This window comes from Streptomyces sp. NBC_00390, assembly GCF_036057275.1.
Lineage (GTDB): Bacteria > Actinomycetota > Actinomycetes > Streptomycetales > Streptomycetaceae > Streptomyces.
This window is the reverse complement of the sequence record NZ_CP107945.1, coordinates 2,029,326-2,047,588: the sequence shown is the minus strand read 5'-3', so window position 1 is coordinate 2,047,588 and position 18,263 is coordinate 2,029,326. Positions and strand designations below refer to the sequence as shown.

Below are 18,263 nucleotides of genomic sequence, written 5' to 3'. Positions count from 1 at the left end.
TCTGATGCCATGCGGACCTGTGTTCGTGTTTCGTCCGTGTGGGTGACTACTTCAGATCCTTGATCACATGTGAGCGGGGGGAGCCGGATGCCGTCGTGTCGGCGGTGGAGGCGGGCGGCGAGCGGGCGGGCGGCTCGGTCCGCAGTACTGACTCCTCGTCATATACCCGCAGTCGTACGGCTTTCACGCGTACGGGGCGACTCACTCGCCTGTGACCTGTGGTGGCGTGCCACGCCAAGGCGTCTTTGTCGGCTGCCCCGCAGCGGACCGGCTCGTCAAAGGGACGGTGGACGCCGATGTGCGCGCACCGTACGGGATGTGCCGGGACCGCACACGTCTCATGTCATAAAGGGGGATTCTTTCAATGGTGATGCCCAGTGAGTTTATTTCCTTCGACAGAACTGACATTCATCAGCTGCGCGACTTCCTGCTCAACCAGCGCAGAGTCTCCGGCTGGACGCAGGAGGAGCTTTCCGAGCGCTCCGGCGTCAGCGTACGGACGATCCGCAATCTGGAGACCGGCTCCAACACCAATCCCCGGCGGGCTTCCGTGGCGCTGCTGCTGACGGCCCTGGGAGCCGCGCCCGCCTCGCTCTCCGAGCCGGCGCCCTGGGAGAGCAGCGGCTGGACGGTGCTGCCCGAGCAGCGACCGGAAGCGCAGCGCAGTCGCACGGCGACCCTTTCACCCTGGCACGGTCCCCGGCCGCTCCGTGATCCACTGGTGGGCCGGCAGGCCGACATGCGCCACATCCTCAGCTCCGCGCAGCGCAGCCGGCTGATCATCCTGACCGGCCCCGGCGGTGTGGGCAAGACCCGGCTGGCCCTGGCGGCGGCCTCTCGGCTGCGGCCGTTGTTCCGGGACGGCGTCGCCGTGGTCGAGCTGCGTGACTGCCCGCCCGAACATCTCGACACCGCCCGCACGCGCGCCGAGTTGACGCGCGTCACACAGGATCTGATCGGCGAGGCGGCTCCCTCTCGCGGCGGCGCGCAGAGCGGCCGGCGACTGCTCGTCCTGGACGGCGCCGAACATGTCGCGCAGCAGACCGCCCGTATCGCGCGGCAACTGCTCGACGAGCATCCAGGGCTTCATCTGATGGTCACCTCCCGCCGCGCCCTGGCCGCCGGCGCATCCGAGACGTGGGAGGTCGAGCCGTTGTGGGTGGACGGCCAGGAAGGCCGTGACATGACGGTTCCCAGTGCGGTGGAACTCCTGCTGCGCAGGGTGCAGGCCAGTCTGCCGACCCTGGACCTCGCCCACCACCTGCCGCAGGTCACCACGTTGTGCCGGCTCCTCGACGGCGTACCGCTGGCCATCGAGATCGCCGCACAGCGGCTCAGATCGCTGCCGCTGACCTCGCTGCTCCATGAGGAGACTCTCTTCCACCTGCTCGACCAGGCCGACACGGGAGGTCTGAGCGCACACCGCACGCTGTCGGACAGCGTGCGGTGGAGCTACGACCTTCTGCCGGTGCCGCATCGCGAACTGCTGTGCGATCTCGTCGCGTTGCCGAACGGCTTCTCGCTGGACGACGTGCTGACCGCGCAGCCGAGCCGCCGCTCGGGGATGGTGCGGGTCGCCCATCTGCTGGCGGAGCTTGTGGACGCCTCGCTCGTGCAGACCAACCGGGAACGGCAGTACACGTACCGCATCCACGAGCTGGTTCGGCATGTCGTGACGCACGCCGAACGGTCCACGGACACCGGGTCCGTGCGGTCCCCGGAGTCCGACTGCCAGGGGCTCGTGGCCGCGGGCCGTGCCGGGTAGCCCGCCGCCCGTCCGGGGGCGGCGGGCTGTCCGGCTCAGCCTTCCGCCACCCCGGCGGCTGCCTTGACGGCCTGGAGCGAGAAGTACTCCGGGCCGTCAAGGCTCGACAGCATCAGCTCCTCCAGCCACGGGAACAGGCTCTCGTCCAGCTCGGCCGTGGTCTCGAGCCGCCCCAGCAGCCTCTGCAGGACGAGCACCAGCCATCCGGTGCCCCCGGCCGATGCCCGCTCCTGTTCGAAGGAGTACAGCCAGGTGTAGAGGCACGAGGCCGCCGCGTGGTGGACGCAGTGCTCGGTGGCCCGGTCCTGTCCCTCGGCCGTCGCGGCATCGAGCGAACCGGCGGCGATCGGCAGGTAGAACGCCGTACGGCGGGCGGAGAGTTCGCCGAGGACCTTGAGGAGGGCGCCGGCCACGGGGGCGGGAAGCTCACGCTCCGCGATCATGCGGGCCTGGGCCACGGCCGGTTCCCAGCCGCGGGTGATCTCGTCCTCACTGGCGTTGGTCAGCCGCAGTGCCCTGCCCGAGGGCTGCCAGACCGGGGCCTCCTCGGACCAGTCGAAGAGCTGGCGCAGAACAGCGTCCCCGCCGGGGGCCGGCCGGTCGGCCACCCGGGCCACGGCGGGCAGCTGCGAGGCGATGCTGTGGAGGTTGACGTGCGTGGTCCCCTCGAAGATGCTCGCGATCGCATGGTCGCGCTGGAGCTTCTGGAAGGCACCCGAGGCCACACCCTCGCGAAGATAGCTGCGCGCGCCCAGGACCCGTGCGGCCTCCTGGGTGACCTCCTCACCGAGCGTCGGCACGAGGTACTTGACCACGGAGGACCACAGGCTGAGCCGGGACGGGGCGACCGAGAGCGAGCGTGCCACCGGCATTGCCGTGCACTCGGCGATCAGCAGGTCGAGGTACGACCGCACCAAGTGCCGCCGGATGACGGGGATGCGGTAGATCTCCTGCCCGTACAGCACTCGCTCCTGCGCGTGGCGCAGGGCGATGCGCAGCACCGAGTCCATGGTGCCGATCGACAGTGCGCCGATCGCCGTGCGCGTGATCTGGAGCACCTGCAGGATCCCGGCCAGACCCGTGCCGGGGCGGCCGACCAGCGCACCGGCGGGCACCCTGGTTCCCCGGAAGGTGAGGCCGCTGAGGTCGTGACCGCGCAGACCCACCGTCCTGACGAAGGGATGGTTGTCCCAACTCCCCTCCTTCAGAGCTTGCTTGTCGAGCAGCAGCAGCGACGACCCGATGCCCTCGACGGCCGCGTAGACGGTCACGAAACGGCCCCGGGTGGCATTGCCGACAGGCCACTTCTCCCCGGTGAGGACGAATCCGTCCCCGTCCGGCACCGCTCTCGTCTCGTTGGTCCCCAGGTCGCTGCCGTGGTCCGGCTCGGACACCGCGAAGCACGCGAGGTCACCGTCGAGCATGCCCCGTGCGACGCGCGCCCGCTGCTCCTCGTCGCCCCACAGCCACACCGGGTTGACGCCGAGGAGCGCCGATCCGAACATCACGGAGACCGTCAGATTGCGGCGCGCGAGCGAACGGGTCAGCAGGACGAGCTGTTCCAGGTTCCGCAGCCCGCCGCCGAACGCCTCGGGCACCAGATACTGCGCGAACCCCCACGACCGGATGAGGTCGACCGCCCCCGGAGGCAGGGCGCCGCTCTCCTCGTGCTCGACCGTCTCGGACCAGCTGAACGGACCGCTGGGTGCGTCCGGGTCGCCGAGCGTCCGCTCGAGGTCGGCGGCCAGTGCGTACGAAGGGCGGTCGAATGCCTGGCGGGTCATGCCGCGGGGTCGTCGACGCCGTAGCGGGCGAAGAGCGCGGCGACGTCCTCGTCGGCGGGGAGCTGCGCCCGGCCCTCCGCCACCTCGGTGTTGACGAACCCGATCACGTCGCTGACGCGCTCCAGCTTCATGGCCTCCTCGGGGGTCAGCGACCGCAGGCCGTACAGATCCTCGAGGTTGTAACCGAGTTCGGCGAGGACGAGGGAGTGGAAGCCGAGATCGCCGACGAGGCGGTGGTCCGGATCGGCCTGGTCGACCTTGCGCGGCGAGATCAGCCGGACCATACCGCACACCACACGGGAGACGGCCTCGGCGCCGATGGCGGCAGGAGTGTGAGTCATGCCGCCGAAGCTAGGCCGGAGCCGCACACCGGTCCCAGGCAATGAGCCCGGCAAACACACGGCAACTCGGCCGCCCCAGGGTGCGCTTCCGCCCAAGCTGCCGCCGGGCTGCCTGGCAGGGGAGGGAGGCAGCGGTGAGGCTGGTGGACATGAGCGCCATCGATGCCGTCACACCGGACAGAGGCTGGATCAGCGCCCGGTTCACCGTCGGGCAGCCTCGGCTCAGGCTCCTGTGCCTGTCGCACTCCGGGGGAAGCGCGGCGGCCTTCAACGCCTGGCGGCCGTACGTGCCCGAGGGCAGAGCAGCGGCAGGGCGCTGTTGCCTCCGAGGTCCGCGGCCATGATCGTGGGTGCGCCGATCAATGCGGTGGCCGCGAGGCCCATCAGAGCTGTGGTGAGGCAGAAGGAGACGACGACGCCGATCGTATGGCGCACCGTTCGGCGCGCGGTTGCCGCGTCGGGTGCGGTGCTCAGTTGCATGGCAACGTGCGGCAGGCACGCCGCTCCCAGCACGATGGTGATCATCAGGCCGATGAAGTCGAGCGTGCCCTCCAATTCGCCGCTGTTTGCGTAGCGGAGGCCGGGACTCGTATAGCCGGTGGGCCGGCCGCTGCCTGTGCGGCGGCGTCGATCAGTACAGCGGCGTTCCAGTGGAGACGAGGGAGCAGCACCGCTGCCCGTCAGGGCCGCGCCGGCGGCGTCCGGTGCGCATGTGGGCAGCCGGCCATGCCCTGGGTCTTCCTCGCGATGTGGAAGGCGCCGGTGTCCGGCACCATGTGGATCTGCCGGCGCGGGGCGACGGCACGGTCGAGCATCGCGAGGAAGCGGACGGACGTCGCCGCGTCGATGCGGATGCGACGGCCGCACACCCGGTGGGCCTCAGGTCGCAGTCCGTCCTACGCCAACGGCCTCAACCGTTCCTAAAGACTGAGCATGAGTTGCACAGGCTCAGCCGGACGCTCCGAACGGTGTTGAGCGTCCTGGTCCCCCGCGTTCGCGCCGCATCCGGTGCCAGCAGATCGTGTACGTGGTCCGGGGAACCAACGCTGTGCGGTACTAGGCCCGTTCCGGGGTGAGGGTGACCGGCAGAGCCGACATGCCGCTCAGGAAGTTCGAGTACACGTACTGCGGTGGGCCCGCGCGCCCGGCCACGGCGACCAGGTCCCGCAGGCTCTCCAGCAAGGCCGACAGCTCGGCCCGCGCCAGGAACGCGCCGAGGCAGAAGTGCGGGCCGTGCGCGAACGACAGGTGCCGGTTGGGCGTGCGGGACAGGTCGAAGTCGTCCGGCCGGTCGAAGACCCGCTCGTCGCGGTTGCCGGACGCCAGCCAGGTGACGACGATGTCGCCGGCCTCGATGAACTGGTCACCGAAGAACACGTCCTCGGTCGCGGTCCTGCCGCTGTGCAGGGCCGGGGTGGTCCAGCGCAGAACCTCCTCGACCGCCGAAGCCGTGCTCACCCGGCCCGACTTGAGCGCCTGCCACTGGTCCTCGTGCCGCATCAGCGCGTGCAGACCGCCGACCATGGCGAAGCGGGTCGTCTCATGACCGCCCATGATGATGCTGTAGCAGTTGAAGACGATCTCCTCGTGGGTCAGCGGCCGGCCGTCGATCTCCTTGGTCACCAGGAGGCTGACCACGTCGTCGTACGGCTTGGCGCGCCGTTGCTCGGCCAGTTCCGAGAAGTAGAGCAGCAGGCCGTTCCGTGACGACCAGGTCGCCTCCTCGTCGGGGACGCCGTCCACCGAGCCCAGCGCCGACGAGGTGAGGTCGATGATGTGCTTCCGGTCCGAGGCCGGTACGCCGAGCAGGTCGCAGATCGCGGCGAGCGGGATGTGCGCGGCCACGTCGGCGGCGAAATCCACCTCTCCCCGCTCCACCGCCTCCTCGACCAGCCGGCGGGTGCCGCGCCGCACGCTCTCGACCACGACGTCGAGGGAGCGCGGCGAGAACGGCTTCAGCAGGGCGCTGCGCAGCGCCTTGTGCGGTCGGCCGTCCGTGACGGCCAGCATCTGCCCAGCCGCCGAGTCGCCACCCGTCAGCAGGGTGTCGAGCACATTGCCGCGCTCCGAGGTGAAGGTCTCGCCGTCGCCCAGCACCGAGACGATGTCGGCATGGCCGCTCACCACCCAGAACCCGGGGCCGCGCCCGGTCCCGGGCTGCCAGTGCACCGGTGCCTGGGCGCGCAGCCGGTGCCACAGCGGCCCCAGGTCGTGGCGGGCGTGCAACAGCGGATCGGCGAGATCCAGGGTGTCGAGCGGGCCCGGGGCGAGAGGTGGGCGGGTCTCCATGGTCGTTCCTCGAGCTCGGTGACGGGATACGGGGCCGGCGCGCTCAGCTCAGCGGTTCGACGGGGCCGGGGAAGAACGCGGTGGTGGCCCCTGCGGTCTCGGCCCCGTCCACCACGAACTGCTGGCCCGAGACGAACGATGCCTGCGGGGACGCCAGGAAGTGGAAGACGTCCGCGATCTCCTCGGGAAGGGCGTGCCGGCGGGCCGGGATGCGCTCGTTGACCTCGTCGAGCATCGCGTCGGTGTACTCCGCGCGCTGCATGGGTGTCAGGACGGCGCCGGGCGCGACGCAGGCGGTCCTGATCAGCGGGCTCAGCTCGACGGCGAAGGTCTGGCAGAGCGAGGCCACGCCCGCCTTGCTGGCGTTGTAGTCCGCGTAGAGCGGGTAACCGCGCGAGCCGTTGACGGACGCCGTCGCCAGCAGGACGCCCTCGCCCTGGCGCAGCATGTGCGGCGTGGCGTGGCGCCACAGGGCAAGAACGCCCATCAGGTTGACGTCCAGGGTGCGCCGCGCATCGGCCTCGGTGAGGTCGAGGATGCCGTGCCGGACGCTGATGCCGGCGTTCGCGATGACGACGTCGATACGGCCGCGCTCGGCGTGCACCCGGTCGACCGCGTCGCGGACACCGGACCAGTCGGCGACGTCCAGCCCGATCCACCGGACCTCACCCCCGCCGTCGCGCGGGCCGTCCACCGTGCCCGGCGCCGGCGGCTGGATGTCGAGGTTGACCACATGGTCGCCGCAGCGGGCGAACCGTTCGGCGGTGGCGTGGCCGATACCGCTGGACGCGCCGGACACGATGACTGTGCGCATGGGGTGGTGCTGCCTTTCTGCCGGGATGCCGCGGACGGTTCAGACGATGACGCGGTGGTGGCCGAGGGCGTAGCCGCTGATGTTGCGCCGCAGGTTGCGGCTGACGGTGAGCTTCTTGAGCCAGCGGTCGGTCCCGTCGTACCGCGGGACGAAGGGACGGCGGCCGTGCACGGCGCGGTAGTTGTCCACGACCAGCATCGAGCCGGGGCCCACCGCGATGTCCCGCTGCACGCGCTGCAGCTCGTCCATGAGCCGGTCGAGCGCCGTCTCGGCCTCGGTGTCACCGGGGCGCACATGCATGAAGGGACGGTCGATGCGCAGATACGGGTTGAACCGGTCGCCGAACAGGACGGCGGTCGGCACGGGCCGGTCCACCATGCCGTACAGCTTCGCCAGCGCGGGATGGCCGGGGGCGTGCGCCTCCAGCTGCCGGATGTGCTCGGTGTCCGGCAGGATGTGGAACCGGTCCTCGGCGAGCACCGCACGGTCCTGGTCGCTGAGGCGCACATCGCGTACGGAGGCGACGATGGTCGGCACCCGGTCGGGGTTGCGCAGGCCGAACAGCAGCAGATAGTCGCAGCGGTTGGGGTGGAAGCCGTCCTCGGTGTGGAACTCCAGCAGACTCGTGCTGCCGTAGCCGCTCTGGCGTGTCTCGTCGCCGGGGATCGGCAGGACGTTCTGGATGATGCGGCCCTCCTGGAGGGTCGCCCAGCCGAACGGGTCGCCCAGCACCGTCCCGCACATCGCAAGCCACAGCTCCTGCTCCGTGGCCGCCGTGCTGCCGATGGCATCGCGCCAGTGCTCCGGCGTGGGACCGAGCCGCTCGTCGTCCACCGGGAAGCCGTGCACCAGGCAGGCGGCTCGGCCCTCGGTCCTGCGGTAGGAGAGGAGGAAGCCGCGCAGGCCCGCGGGCAGCAGTTCGTCGGCCGCGTGGTCCCGGTCGTAGAACTCCGGCAGGCCGGGCGCCCCGTGGGTGTCGGCGAGCTTCGACGCGGCGGCCCGCAGCCCGGCGACCTCATCGGCGTCGAGGTGGTACTCGAAGGGGGTCTCGCGGCTGTCGGGCCCCCGGTCGGCCGCGCCCGGGCGGGCGGCGTCAACAGCGGGGTAGGTGCTTGTCATGTCGGGTCGTCCTCACCAGGTCGTGACCGCTCGGGTCGTCCGTCGTTCGGTCCTGTGCGGCCCGCGCACTGCTGCCGGGCCGCGTGGCGGTGCCTCACCGGACCGGCCGAGCAGGGTCCCGGCCGTACTGGTCCAGCGGTCGTGCGTTCGGTGCCAGGGGGCACCTGCCGGCGGAAGCCGGGCGCTCAGTCCCGCTCCTGCCAGTCCTCGGCGAACTCGTCGAGTTCGTGCTGAGACAGGGTGATCAGCGGCTCCTCCGGTCCGGCCGCATCGGCGTCCGGCCCCGGGGCAAGGTCCTTCACCGCGGCGGCGAGCGCCGCGACGGTCTTGTGGGTGAACACGTCACGCGGGGCCATGTCCAGGCCCTCCGCATGGGCGAGCGTGACGAGCTTGATCGAGCCGATCGAGTCGCCGCCGAGGTCGAAGAAGCTGTCGTCGATACCGACCCGCTCCGCGCCGAGGGCCTTCGCGAACAGCGCGCACAGCCGCTCCTCGCGCGGGGTGCGCGGTGCCCGGCTGTCGTGGGTGCCGGAGAAGTCCGGTGCGGGCAGGGCACCTCGGTCGAGCTTGCCGCTCGGCGTGACCGGCAGCCGGTCGAGGACGACCACGGCCGCGGGCACCATGTACTCCGGCAGGGCGTCGGCGACCCGCCGGCGCAGGATCTCCGGCTCGGGCCGGGGGCCGGCGGCCACCGCTGCGTACGCCACCAGCTGCCGCACGCCCGGCCGGCCCTCGCGGACGACCACGACCGCCTGGGCGACCGAGGGGTCGTCGGCCAGCACCGCCTCGATCTCGCCCGGCTCGATCCGGAAGCCGCGCACCTTGACCTGCTCGTCCGCGCGGCCCAGGTACTCCAGGGTGCCCTGCGGTGTGCGCCGCGCGACGTCGCCGGTGCGGTACATGCGCGCTCCGGCCGGACCGAACGGGTCCGCCACGAAGCGCTCCGCGGTGAGTCCCGCCCGGTGCAGATAGCCGCGCGCGAGGCCGTCCCCCGCCAGGTACAGCTCGCCGGACGCTCCTGCCGGTACCGGCTGCAGGGCGCCGTCCAGCAGGTACACACGGGCCCCCACGACCGGGTCACCGAGCTCAGGCACGGTCCGGCCCGACAGCGGGCGGCTCATCGTCGCCATGACGGTCGCCTCGGTCGGACCGTAGGCGTTGACCATGCGGCGTCCCGCCGACCAGCGTTCGACCAGGTCGGGCGGGCAGGCCTCGCCGCCCACGACGAGGGTGACGCCGGCGGGCAGTCCGTCCTCGGGCATCACGGCGAGCGAGGACGGCGGGAGCAACAGGGTGGTCACGCCGTGCCGTGCCACAGTGGCTGCCAGGGCCGGCCCCGGCAGCAGCTGGTCGGCGGCAGCGGTGACCGCGCTCGCCCCGGTCAGCAGAGCGGTCGCCAGCTCCCACACCGAGGCGTCGAAGCTCGGCGAGGCGAACAGCAGCACCCGCTCGTCCGTGCGCAGGGCGAGCCCGGCCCGCTGCTGGGCGATCAGGGCCGCGATGCCGAGGTGCGGCACCAGTACGCCCTTGGGACGGCCGGTCGATCCGGACGTGTAGATCACGTACGCGGTGTTCCCGGGCCTGAGCGGCGCCACCCGGTCGGCGTCGGTCAGATCCTCGCCGGACAGGGAGGCGGTCAACTCGGCTGCCTCGCGCAGCAGATGTGATGGACCGGCGCCGGCCGGGCCGGGGCCGTCCAGGCACAGGGTCCGCCCGGCGCCTGCCTCGGCCATCGGCTTCGCCGCCTCGCGGGTCGTGAGGACGAGGGCGGGCTTCGCATCGTCCATGACATGACGGAGCCGTTCCGGCGGATACCCGAGGTCCAGCGGCAGATAGGCGGCACCGGACTTGAGGACGGCCAGGACCGCGAGGACGGACCGGGCCGACCTGGGGAGCGCGACCGCGACGATGTCCTCGGCGCCGACGCCTTGCGCCGCCAATGCCCGGGCCAGCTTGTTGGCCTGGGTGTTGAGGTCGCCGTAGGTCAGGGCCAGCGTGCCGTCGTACACCGCGACGGCATCGGGCCGAGCCCGTACCTGCTCCTCGAAGAGCGCGGGGAAGGTGGTGGGTGCAACGGCGGGCGACAGGCCGCCGGCGGCGTCGAGCAGCTGCCCGCGCTCCTCGGCCGTCAGCAGGTCGATCCGGCCCAGCGGCACGGCCGGGTCCGCCACGAAGCCGTCGAGCACCTTGCGCACCCGGGTGAGCAGGGCCGCACAGGCCTCGGCGGTGAAGAGGTCGCCGCGGTAGCTGAGTTCCAGACTCAGCCGCTCGCCCGGCGCCACGACCAGGCTGAGCGGATAGTGGGAGGCACCGGGCACGGGCTCGTCGTCGACGGAGATCCGCAGGCCCGGGACCTGCTCCTGAATCGCCTCCCCGTCGACCGGCGTGTTCTCGAACCCGATGACGGTGTCGAACAGTTCGCCCAGTCCCAGGACCCGCTGCACCTCGGTGAGACCCAGATGCTGGGACGGGACCAGCTCGGCCTGCTGGACCTGGAGGCCGGCCAGAACACGGTCCAGCGGCCGCGCCGGGTCGAGCCGCACCCGCACCGGCACGGTGTTCATGAGCAGGCCGACGATCTCCTCGGAGCCCGCCAGCTCCGGCGGACGCCCGGCGGTGGTCGCGCCGAACACGATGTCGTCGCGGCCCAGCAACTGGCCCAGCGCCACCGCCCAGGCACCCTGCAGCAGGGTGTTGAGCGTCAGGCCCGCGCGGCGTGCCGCGGCGGTCAGCGCGGTGGTCTCCTCGGCGCCGAGGACCGCGGTCACCAGATGGGGCACGGTCGCCGTGGCGGCCTCGGCATCCGGAGCGACGAGGGTCGGCTCGTCGAATCCGGCCAGCGCCTCGCGCCAGACCTGCGCCGCGCGCTCGTCGTCCTGGCTGCCGAGCCAGCGCAGGAAGTCGGCGAACTGCGCCGGTTCAGGGCCCCCGTCGCTGCCGCCGCGGGCGTAGAGGGCGAACACGTCACGGAAGAACAGCGGCAGCGACCAGCCGTCCAGCAGCCCATGATGGTGCGACACGAGCAGCAGGTGGTCGTCGTCCGCGAGCCGGACCAGAGTGACCCGCAGCAGCGGCGGCTTCTCGAGGTCGAAGCGCCGCAGGCGCTCGTCGCCCGTCAGTTCCGCGAGCCGCAGCCGGCGGTCCTCATCGCCCAGTTCCGAGAGGTCGACCTCCCGCCACGGCACCCTCACTTCCTCGTGCACCACCTGGATCGGACGGCCCGAGCCCAGGAGCGTGAAGGAGACACGCAGCGCGGCATGACGGGCCACGGCACCGTCGACGGCCTTGCGCAGCACGGCAGGTGAGAGCGCGCCCTCGAGCCGCAGCGGCGCCTGGGCCGTGTAGACGTCGACGCCGTCGGCGGCCAGCATCGCGTGGAAGTGCATGCCCTGCTGCAGTGGCGTCAGTGGCAGCACATCGGCGATCCGGTGCCCGAGCGCGGCGAGTTCCGCCTGCTCGGCGTCGCTGAGGGTGATCAGCGGCCCCGCGATCACGGCCGTACCGTCCGGACCCTGCGTGTCGCCCTGCGCTGTCCTGTCCTTGGCGACGGGGGCGAGTTCGGCGATGGTCTTGTGGACGAAGATGTCTTTGGCGGTGATGGCGAGTCCGGCGCGGTGGGCGCGGGCTGCGAGTTGCATGGCGATGATGGAGTCGCCGCCGAGGTCGAAGAAGCTGTCGTCGGTGCCGATGCGTGGGTGGCCGAGTACGTCGGTGAACACCTCGTGCAGGGTTCGTTCGCGTTCGGTTGCGGGGGCGCGGTACCGGGTGGTGGTGTGGAACTGGGGGGCGGGCAGGGCGCGTCGGTCGATCTTGCCGTTGGGGGTGAGGGGGAAGGCGTCGATCACGGTGACGACGGCAGGGACCATGTACGCGGGCAGACGCCGTGCCACGAACTCGCGCAGCGCGCCGGGCTGCACCTGGGCGCCGGGTGCGGGAAGGACGTATCCGGCGATCCGCTGCACACCCGCGCTGTCGGCGGACACCGCCGCCACCGCCTGGCCCACCGAGGGATCCGCCGCAAGGGCCGCTTCGATCTCGCCGAGTTCGATGCGGTGGCCCCGTATCTTGACCTGGAAGTCCGATCGTCCGCAGTACTCCACGACACCGTCCGGCCGGCGGCGCCCCAGGTCGCCCGTGCGGTACATGCGGGCGCCCGCGGGGCCGAACACGTCGGCCACGAACCGCTCCGCCGTCAGGCCAGGGCGATCCAGATAGCCGCGGGCGACGCCGTCACCGGCGATGTACAGCTCGCCGACCGTCCCGGCCGGCACGGGCCGCAGGAACCCGTCGAGCACATACACCCGGGAGTTGTCGGCGGGGACGCCGATGGCGGGCCGGGTGGAGCCGTCGCCGTGCCAGAGCATCGCGTCCACCGTGCACTCGGCCGGGCCGTACAGGTTGTACACCGACAGGCCCGGCACGGCGTGCAGTTCGCTCCACAGGTCCTCTGCGACCTCCTCGCCGCCGAGTGCGAGAACCGTCACCCGGTGCCGCTGCCCCGACGCCTCGAACATGCCTGCCAGCAGCATCTGGCGTGCGACGGACGGCGTGGTGTCGATGACGTCGATCGCCGCGCCCACCGCGTGCTCGACGAGTGCCAGGGAGTCCTTGCGGACGGTGTCGTCGACGATGTGCAGTTCGTGCCCTGCCACCATCCACAGCAGCTGGCTCCAGGAGGCGTCGAAGCCGAGCGAGTTGGTCAGCGCCGCACGCAGCGGCCGGCCGCCCGCCCTCGCCCGCTCCGGTTCGAAGAAGTTCGCCCGGTGGCTGTGGAACATGTTGACCAGGTTCCGGTGCTCGACGGCGACCCCCTTGGGGCGGCCGGTGGAGCCGGAGGTGTAGATCACATAGGCCAGATGGGAGGGGAGCAGCGGGCCGGTGCGGTCGTCGTCGTCGAGGTCCGTCATGTCCTTGGGAAGTGAGGTCCCGGGCTCTGCGGCGTCGTCGACCAGCAGCGTCCGCACGGACCCGGGTACGGCGTGCGCGGTCGCGCCGGCGGTCAGGACGACGGCCGGCCGAGCCTCCGCGCAGACCGCCGCGATCCGCTCCACAGGGTGGTCGGTGTCGATCGGAAGGTACCCGGCACCCGACTTGAGGACCGCCAGGATCGCCACCACGGCGTCGGTGGTACGGGGCAGGGCGACGCCGACGAGACGGCCCGGGCCCGCCCCGTCGGCGACGAGCAGCCGGGCGAGCCGGTTGGCGCGGGCGTTCAGCTGCTCGAAGGTCAGACGGGTCGTGCCGTCGGTGACGGCGATCGCGTCGGGTGTCGCGCGGACCTGCGCCTCGAACACCTTGGGCAGGGCCTGGGCGGTGTGCCGCACCGCCTTGCCGCTCGACGCCCGCAGGATCTCCACGCGTTCCTCCTGTGAGCACAGCGGCAGCTGCCCCGCAGGCAGTTCGGGCCGGCCGGCGATGTCCCGGAGCAGGCCGCACAGGTGGTCCAGCACGTCGGCCGCCGCCTCGGCGGTGCAGACGTCCTCGCGGTAGTTGAGTTCGAAGCGGAGCCGGTCGCCGGGGTGGACGGCCAGGCTCAGCGGATAGTGGGTGCCTTCGAACGCCTCCTCGACGGCGTCCCGCAGGATGCCGACGGTGAGGCCGGGGACCGCCGAGCCCCGGACGGCCTGCTCGACGGGGACGTTCTCGAAGGCGACGGTGGTGTCGAAGAGTTCGCTGACACCGACGGCGCGATGGATGTCGGCGAGACCGAGATAGTCGTGCCGGGTCAGAGCCGACTGCTCGTGCTGGATGCGTGCCAGCAGCTCGGCCACCGGCTCGGCAGGGTCGACCCGGACCCGGGCGGGCACCGTGTTCATCATCAGGCCCACCATGCGGTCGCTCTCAGGGAGCTCCGGCGGGCGTCCCGCGACGGTGTTGCCGTAGACGACGTCCTGCCGTCCGGTCAGCACCGTCAGCAGCAGCGCCCACGCGCCCTGGACCATGGTGTTGGTGGTGAGTTCGCGTGAGCGGGCCGCGGCGGTCAGCTGTGCCGTGTCGGTCTCGGACAGTTCCGCGACGACCCGCTGCTGGCCGCGGTCGGACGAGCCGGTGCCCGCCGCGTCCGCCACCAGTGTCGCGCCGTCGACACCGGACAGTGCGGCCCGCCAGGCCCGCTCGGCCTCGCCGCGGTCCTGGGCCGAGAGCCAGCCGAGGTATTCCTGGAACGACGCGGCCGGTTCCAGCTGATCCGCCGTGCCGCCGTCCCGGTAGATACGGAACAGGTCGGCGAGGACCAGGGGCAGCGACCAGCCGTCCAGGAGGATGTGGTGGTTGGTGAGCACGAGCACGTGCCGGTCGGGTGCGAGCCGCACCAGCATGAACCTCAGCAGCGGCGGCCTGGCCATGTCGAAGCGCCGGGAGCGGTCCTCGGCCAGCAGCCGGGCGAGTCGCACCCGGCGTTCGTCGGCGCCGAAGCCGGAGAGGTCGATCTCCTCCCACCGCGGCTCGACCGCCCGGGCGACGGCCTGGACGGCCTCACCGGAACGGCGCCGCAGGAACCCGGCTCGCAGGCTCGCATGCCGGGCGGGCAGCGCGACGCACGAGCGGCGCAGCAGATCGGTGTCGAGCGCCCCCACAAGCTCCAGGGGCGTCTGCACGGTGTAGAAGTCGACATGCTCGCCATCGACATCTCCCTCGTCGAAGAGGGCGTGGAAGAGGATGCCCTGCTGCAACGGCGAGAGCGGCAGAACCGCTTCCAGGGATGTCTGTCTCACAGTGATGTCTCCCACTGGGCTTCCAGCTCGTCGAGTTCGTCGGCGTCGATCCGCACCAGGTCCTCAGCGCGGGGCGTTCCGGCTTCCGGGTCGATGTCTTCGGCGACGGGGGCGAGTTCGGCGATGGTCTTGTGGACGAAGATGTCTTTGGCGGTGATGGCGAGTCCGGCGCGGTGGGCGCGGGCTGCGAGTTGCATGGCGATGATGGAGTCGCCGCCGAGGTCGAAGAAGCTGTCGTCGGTGCCGATGCGTGGGTGGCCGAGTACGTCGGTGAACACCTCGTGCAGGGTTCGTTCGCGTTCGGTTGCGGGGGCGCGGTACCGGGTGGTGGTGTGGAACTGGGGGGCGGGCAGGGCGCGTCGGTCGATCTTGCCGTTGGGGGTGAGGGGGAAGGCGTCGATCACGGTGACGACGGCAGGGACCATGTACGCGGGCAGACGCCGTGCCACGAACTCGCGCAGCGCGGCCGCGTCGGGCCGGTGGGCCGGTGCCTCGCCGGTGTGCGCAGGGACGGGGACGACGTACCCGGCCAACTGCCTGTTCCCCGGCCGGTCCTCACGGACCGTCACGACGCCCGCGCCGACGCCGGGAGCCTGCGCGAGGACGTCCTCGACCTCGCCCAGCTCGATCCGGAAGCCCCGCACCTTGACCTGGCCGTCGGCACGCCCCAGGTAGACCAGCTCACCGCCCGCCGTCCACCGGGCCACGTCACCCGTCCGGTACATCCGCGCACCGGGCGCGCCGAAGGGGTCGGCGACGAACCGCTCGGCGGTGACCCCGGGGCGGCCGAGGTAGCCGCGGGCGAGCCCGTCGCCGCTCAGGTACACCTCGCCCGCCACCCCGGGCGCCACGGGCCGCAGTGCCGTGTCGAGCAGCCGGAGCCGGCTGCCGGGGACCGCGTACCCCATGGGCGGTACGGTCCGGCCGGACAGCGGTCCGGTCTGCGTGGCGACGACCGTCGCCTCGGTGGGACCGTAGGCGTTGACCATGTGCCGCCCCGGGGACCAGCGCGCGACCAGCTCCGGCGAGCAGGCCTCGGCACCGACGACCAGATTGATGCCCTCCGGCAGGCCGTCCGGCGGCATGGCCGCCAGCGCCGAGGGCGCCAGCAGCAGGCAGCTGACGCCGAGTTCGGACACCAACTCCGCGAGCGGCGGTCCGGGCATGAGCCGTTCGGCCGGGGCGACGACCGCGGCGGCGCCGGTGAGCAGCGCCGTGCACAGCTCCCACACCGATGCGTCGAAGCTCGGTGACGCGAACTGCAGCACGCGGGTGTCCGGCGTCAGGCGGAGCAGGTCCGTCTGATGCCGCAGCAGCGCGGCAAGGCCGGTGTGCGTGACGACGACCCCCTTGGGGCGGCCGGTCGAACCGGAGGTGTAGATGACGTACGCCGGATGTCCGTGCCGCAGTGGGGCGAGGCGATCGCTGTCGTCGAGGTCGGTGCCGGGCAGCCCCGGCAGGGGAGAGGCGGTGTGGCTGTCCGCGTCGTCCAGGTACAGCCGCGGGACGTCCGGTGCGGACGCCGGGTCGTCGGCCCCGCGGGTCGTGAGCAGGAGCAGGGGGCGGGTGTCGTCGAGCATGCCGGTGACCCGGGCCCGTGGGTAGTCGAGATCGACCGGCAGGTAGGCCGCGCCCGACTTCATCACCGCGATCACGGCCGTCAGCGCGGCGATGCCTCGGGGCAGGGCGACGGCCACCAGCCGTTCGGGCGCTGCGCCCCGTTCGACCAGCACCCTGGCCAGGCGGTTGGCCCGGGCGTTGAGCTCGGCGTAGTCGAGGCGCCCGGCGGGGGAGAGCACCGCGCAGGCGTGCGGCGTCCGCCGGACCTGCTCCTCGAACAGGTCGGGGAAGGTCCGCGCGGCAAGAGGCTGCCCCGGCTCCGGCATCCGGCCGGCGGCGAGCACCTGCGCACGTTCGGCCTGCGTCACCACATCCACGCGGGCGAGCGGGAGCTCCGGCGGGGCGGCGAGGAAGCGGGTGAGGAAGTCGGTGAACCTGCGCTGGTGCGTGGCCAGTTCCTCGGCGCTGTAGCGGTCGGGATTGGCTTCGAAGTCGACGCGCGCGTCCCGGCCGTCCGGGCCGGGGTGGCAGGTGATGTTGAGATCGGTCACCGGTCCGCCGGACAGGGTGGTCAGCACCGCCTGGCGTCCGGTGAACGCGGTCTCGGAGCCCGTCGGCATGATGTTCACGAGCACGCCGAACATCTGCTCGTCCGTACCGAGGAGCCGCAGGTCCCGCCGGAGCTCGTCGTACGGGTAGCGCTGGTGCGTGAGGAGTTCGCCGAGCCGGCGCGCCACCTGCCGGACCAGCTCCGTGCGGCCCGCCGCCGCGGTGACGGTCAGCCGTAGCGGGAGCGTGTTGGACAGCATGCCGGGCACGTTCCGGGACCGTGCGCCGAGGCGTGCGGTGACCGGGACGCCGATGGTCAGGTCCTCGGCCCCGGTCATCCCGTGCAGATATGCGGCGACCGCCGCCAGCATCGCCACCGTCCACGGGACGCGGGCGTCCCGTCCCGCGGTGTGCAGTGCCTGAAGTTCGCTCCGTGACAGCGTCGTTGTGGCGCGGAGCGCCGGGCCCGTGGAGCTCGTCGGCACCCCCGGAGCCAGGCTGGCGGCGTCGGGCCGGTCCGCGAAGGTCCGGGTCCAGTACGCCTGGTCCGCGGTGTAGTCCTGCGACGCGCGGTAGTCCGCCTCGTCCGCCTGGAGACCCTGGAGGGGGCCCAGCGGCTCGCCCCCCGGCTCCGTCCCCGCGGCCAGGGCCTCGTAGACCGTGGCGATCCTGCGGGAGTGCAGCACCGAGCCGAAGCCGTCGGAGAGGATGTGGTGGCTGCGCTGGTACCAGAGCCAGTGGCCGGCACCCACGCGCATCAGCACATGCGCGGACAGTTCGTCCTTCAGCAGGTCGAGCGGGGTGGCGCGGTCCTGGTCCACGAGCGCCCAGGCCGCGGCGAAGGGATCCGGCTCGCCGCTGAGGTCGATCTCCCGCCAGGTCGAGCAGCCCGGGGCGACCGGGCGCTGGAAGACGCCGTCCGGCAGCTCCACCAGCTCGACGTCGAAGCTTCCGCTCTCCCCCTCGGCCCGGCGGATCGCGCGCTGCAACAGCTCCCCGTCCACCGGACCCCGGATCTCCATGACGGCCACGGTGTTGTAGGCCGGGTTGTCGGGAGCGAGCCGCTGGGCGTGGAAGACCCCCCGCTGTGCGGCCGTCAGCGGAAGCAGGCCGTTCTCGGCGTAGCGTGATGTCGTCAAGTTCGTAACCGCTCTCGTGCACTACGACGGATCGGGAGCTGGAACCCGGTCGATGCTGCAACGCCCGCGCGACAGGTGACCAGGCAACCGACCGGCAATCGGTGTTGCTGGTCGAAATGCCGCCTGACAGGCCCGAGTTACCGGCGAGCTGCCTGGCGCCGGGCACATGCCGCCCAGAGGCTGGCACCGG

The 18,263-nt window shown here is 71.9% G+C and carries 11 protein-coding genes; 1 reads left to right on the top strand and 10 read right to left on the bottom strand.

Going from position 1 to position 18,263, the window contains the following annotated elements:
• Positions 1-46: 46 nt before the first annotated feature.
• Complete coding sequence (locus tag OHS70_RS08480) at positions 47-205, bottom strand: hypothetical protein (RefSeq protein ID WP_328395300.1); 159 nt, start codon at positions 203-205, stop codon at positions 47-49.
• Positions 206-364: 159 nt separating this feature from the next.
• On the opposite strand from OHS70_RS08480, the gene OHS70_RS08475 reads away from it, so the two are divergent.
• Positions 365-1,765, top strand: a complete 1,401-nt coding sequence (locus OHS70_RS08475; RefSeq protein WP_328395298.1) for a helix-turn-helix domain-containing protein — start codon at positions 365-367, stop codon at positions 1,763-1,765.
• Between the two features lie 35 nt (positions 1,766-1,800).
• Here OHS70_RS08475 and OHS70_RS08470 read toward each other — a convergent pair whose 3' ends face one another.
• The 9 genes from OHS70_RS08470 to OHS70_RS08430 all read right to left on the bottom strand — a co-directional run bounded on the left by OHS70_RS08470 (position 1,801) and on the right by OHS70_RS08430 (position 18,073).
• Positions 1,801-3,549, bottom strand: a complete 1,749-nt coding sequence (locus OHS70_RS08470) for an acyl-CoA dehydrogenase family protein (RefSeq protein WP_328395296.1) — start codon at positions 3,547-3,549, stop codon at positions 1,801-1,803.
• Entirely contained in the window at positions 3,546-3,890 is a 345-nt protein-coding gene (locus OHS70_RS08465) for an acyl carrier protein (protein ID WP_328395294.1), read from the bottom strand. The genes OHS70_RS08470 and OHS70_RS08465 overlap by 4 nt, the downstream gene beginning before the upstream one ends.
• Before the next feature lie 267 nt (positions 3,891-4,157).
• Positions 4,158-4,445 carry a sodium:solute symporter family transporter gene (locus OHS70_RS08460; protein ID WP_328395292.1) on the bottom strand — a complete coding sequence of 96 codons (288 nt, stop codon included), beginning with the start codon at positions 4,443-4,445 and terminating at the stop codon, positions 4,158-4,160.
• A 125-nt stretch (positions 4,446-4,570) separates the two neighbouring features.
• Entirely contained in the window at positions 4,571-4,759 is a 189-nt protein-coding gene (locus OHS70_RS08455) for a hypothetical protein (RefSeq protein WP_328395290.1), read from the bottom strand.
• A gap of 187 nt (positions 4,760-4,946) precedes the next feature.
• Positions 4,947-6,179 carry a cytochrome P450 gene (locus tag OHS70_RS08450; RefSeq protein WP_328395288.1) on the bottom strand — a complete coding sequence of 411 codons (1,233 nt, stop codon included), beginning with the start codon at positions 6,177-6,179 and terminating at the stop codon, positions 4,947-4,949.
• 43 nt (positions 6,180-6,222) lie between these two features.
• Complete coding sequence (locus tag OHS70_RS08445) at positions 6,223-6,993, bottom strand: SDR family NAD(P)-dependent oxidoreductase (protein ID WP_328395286.1); 771 nt, start codon at positions 6,991-6,993, stop codon at positions 6,223-6,225.
• Between the two features lie 39 nt (positions 6,994-7,032).
• Entirely contained in the window at positions 7,033-8,112 is a 1,080-nt protein-coding gene (gene gntD, locus OHS70_RS08440) for a guanitoxin biosynthesis L-enduracididine beta-hydroxylase GntD (RefSeq protein WP_328395284.1), read from the bottom strand.
• A 185-nt stretch (positions 8,113-8,297) separates the two neighbouring features.
• Entirely contained in the window at positions 8,298-14,825 is a 6,528-nt protein-coding gene (locus OHS70_RS08435) for a non-ribosomal peptide synthetase (RefSeq protein ID WP_328395282.1), read from the bottom strand.
• Positions 14,822-18,073 carry an amino acid adenylation domain-containing protein gene (locus OHS70_RS08430; protein ID WP_328395280.1) on the bottom strand — a complete coding sequence of 1,084 codons (3,252 nt, stop codon included), beginning with the start codon at positions 18,071-18,073 and terminating at the stop codon, positions 14,822-14,824. The genes OHS70_RS08435 and OHS70_RS08430 overlap by 4 nt, the downstream gene beginning before the upstream one ends.
• Between the last annotated feature and the right edge of the window lie 190 nt (positions 18,074-18,263).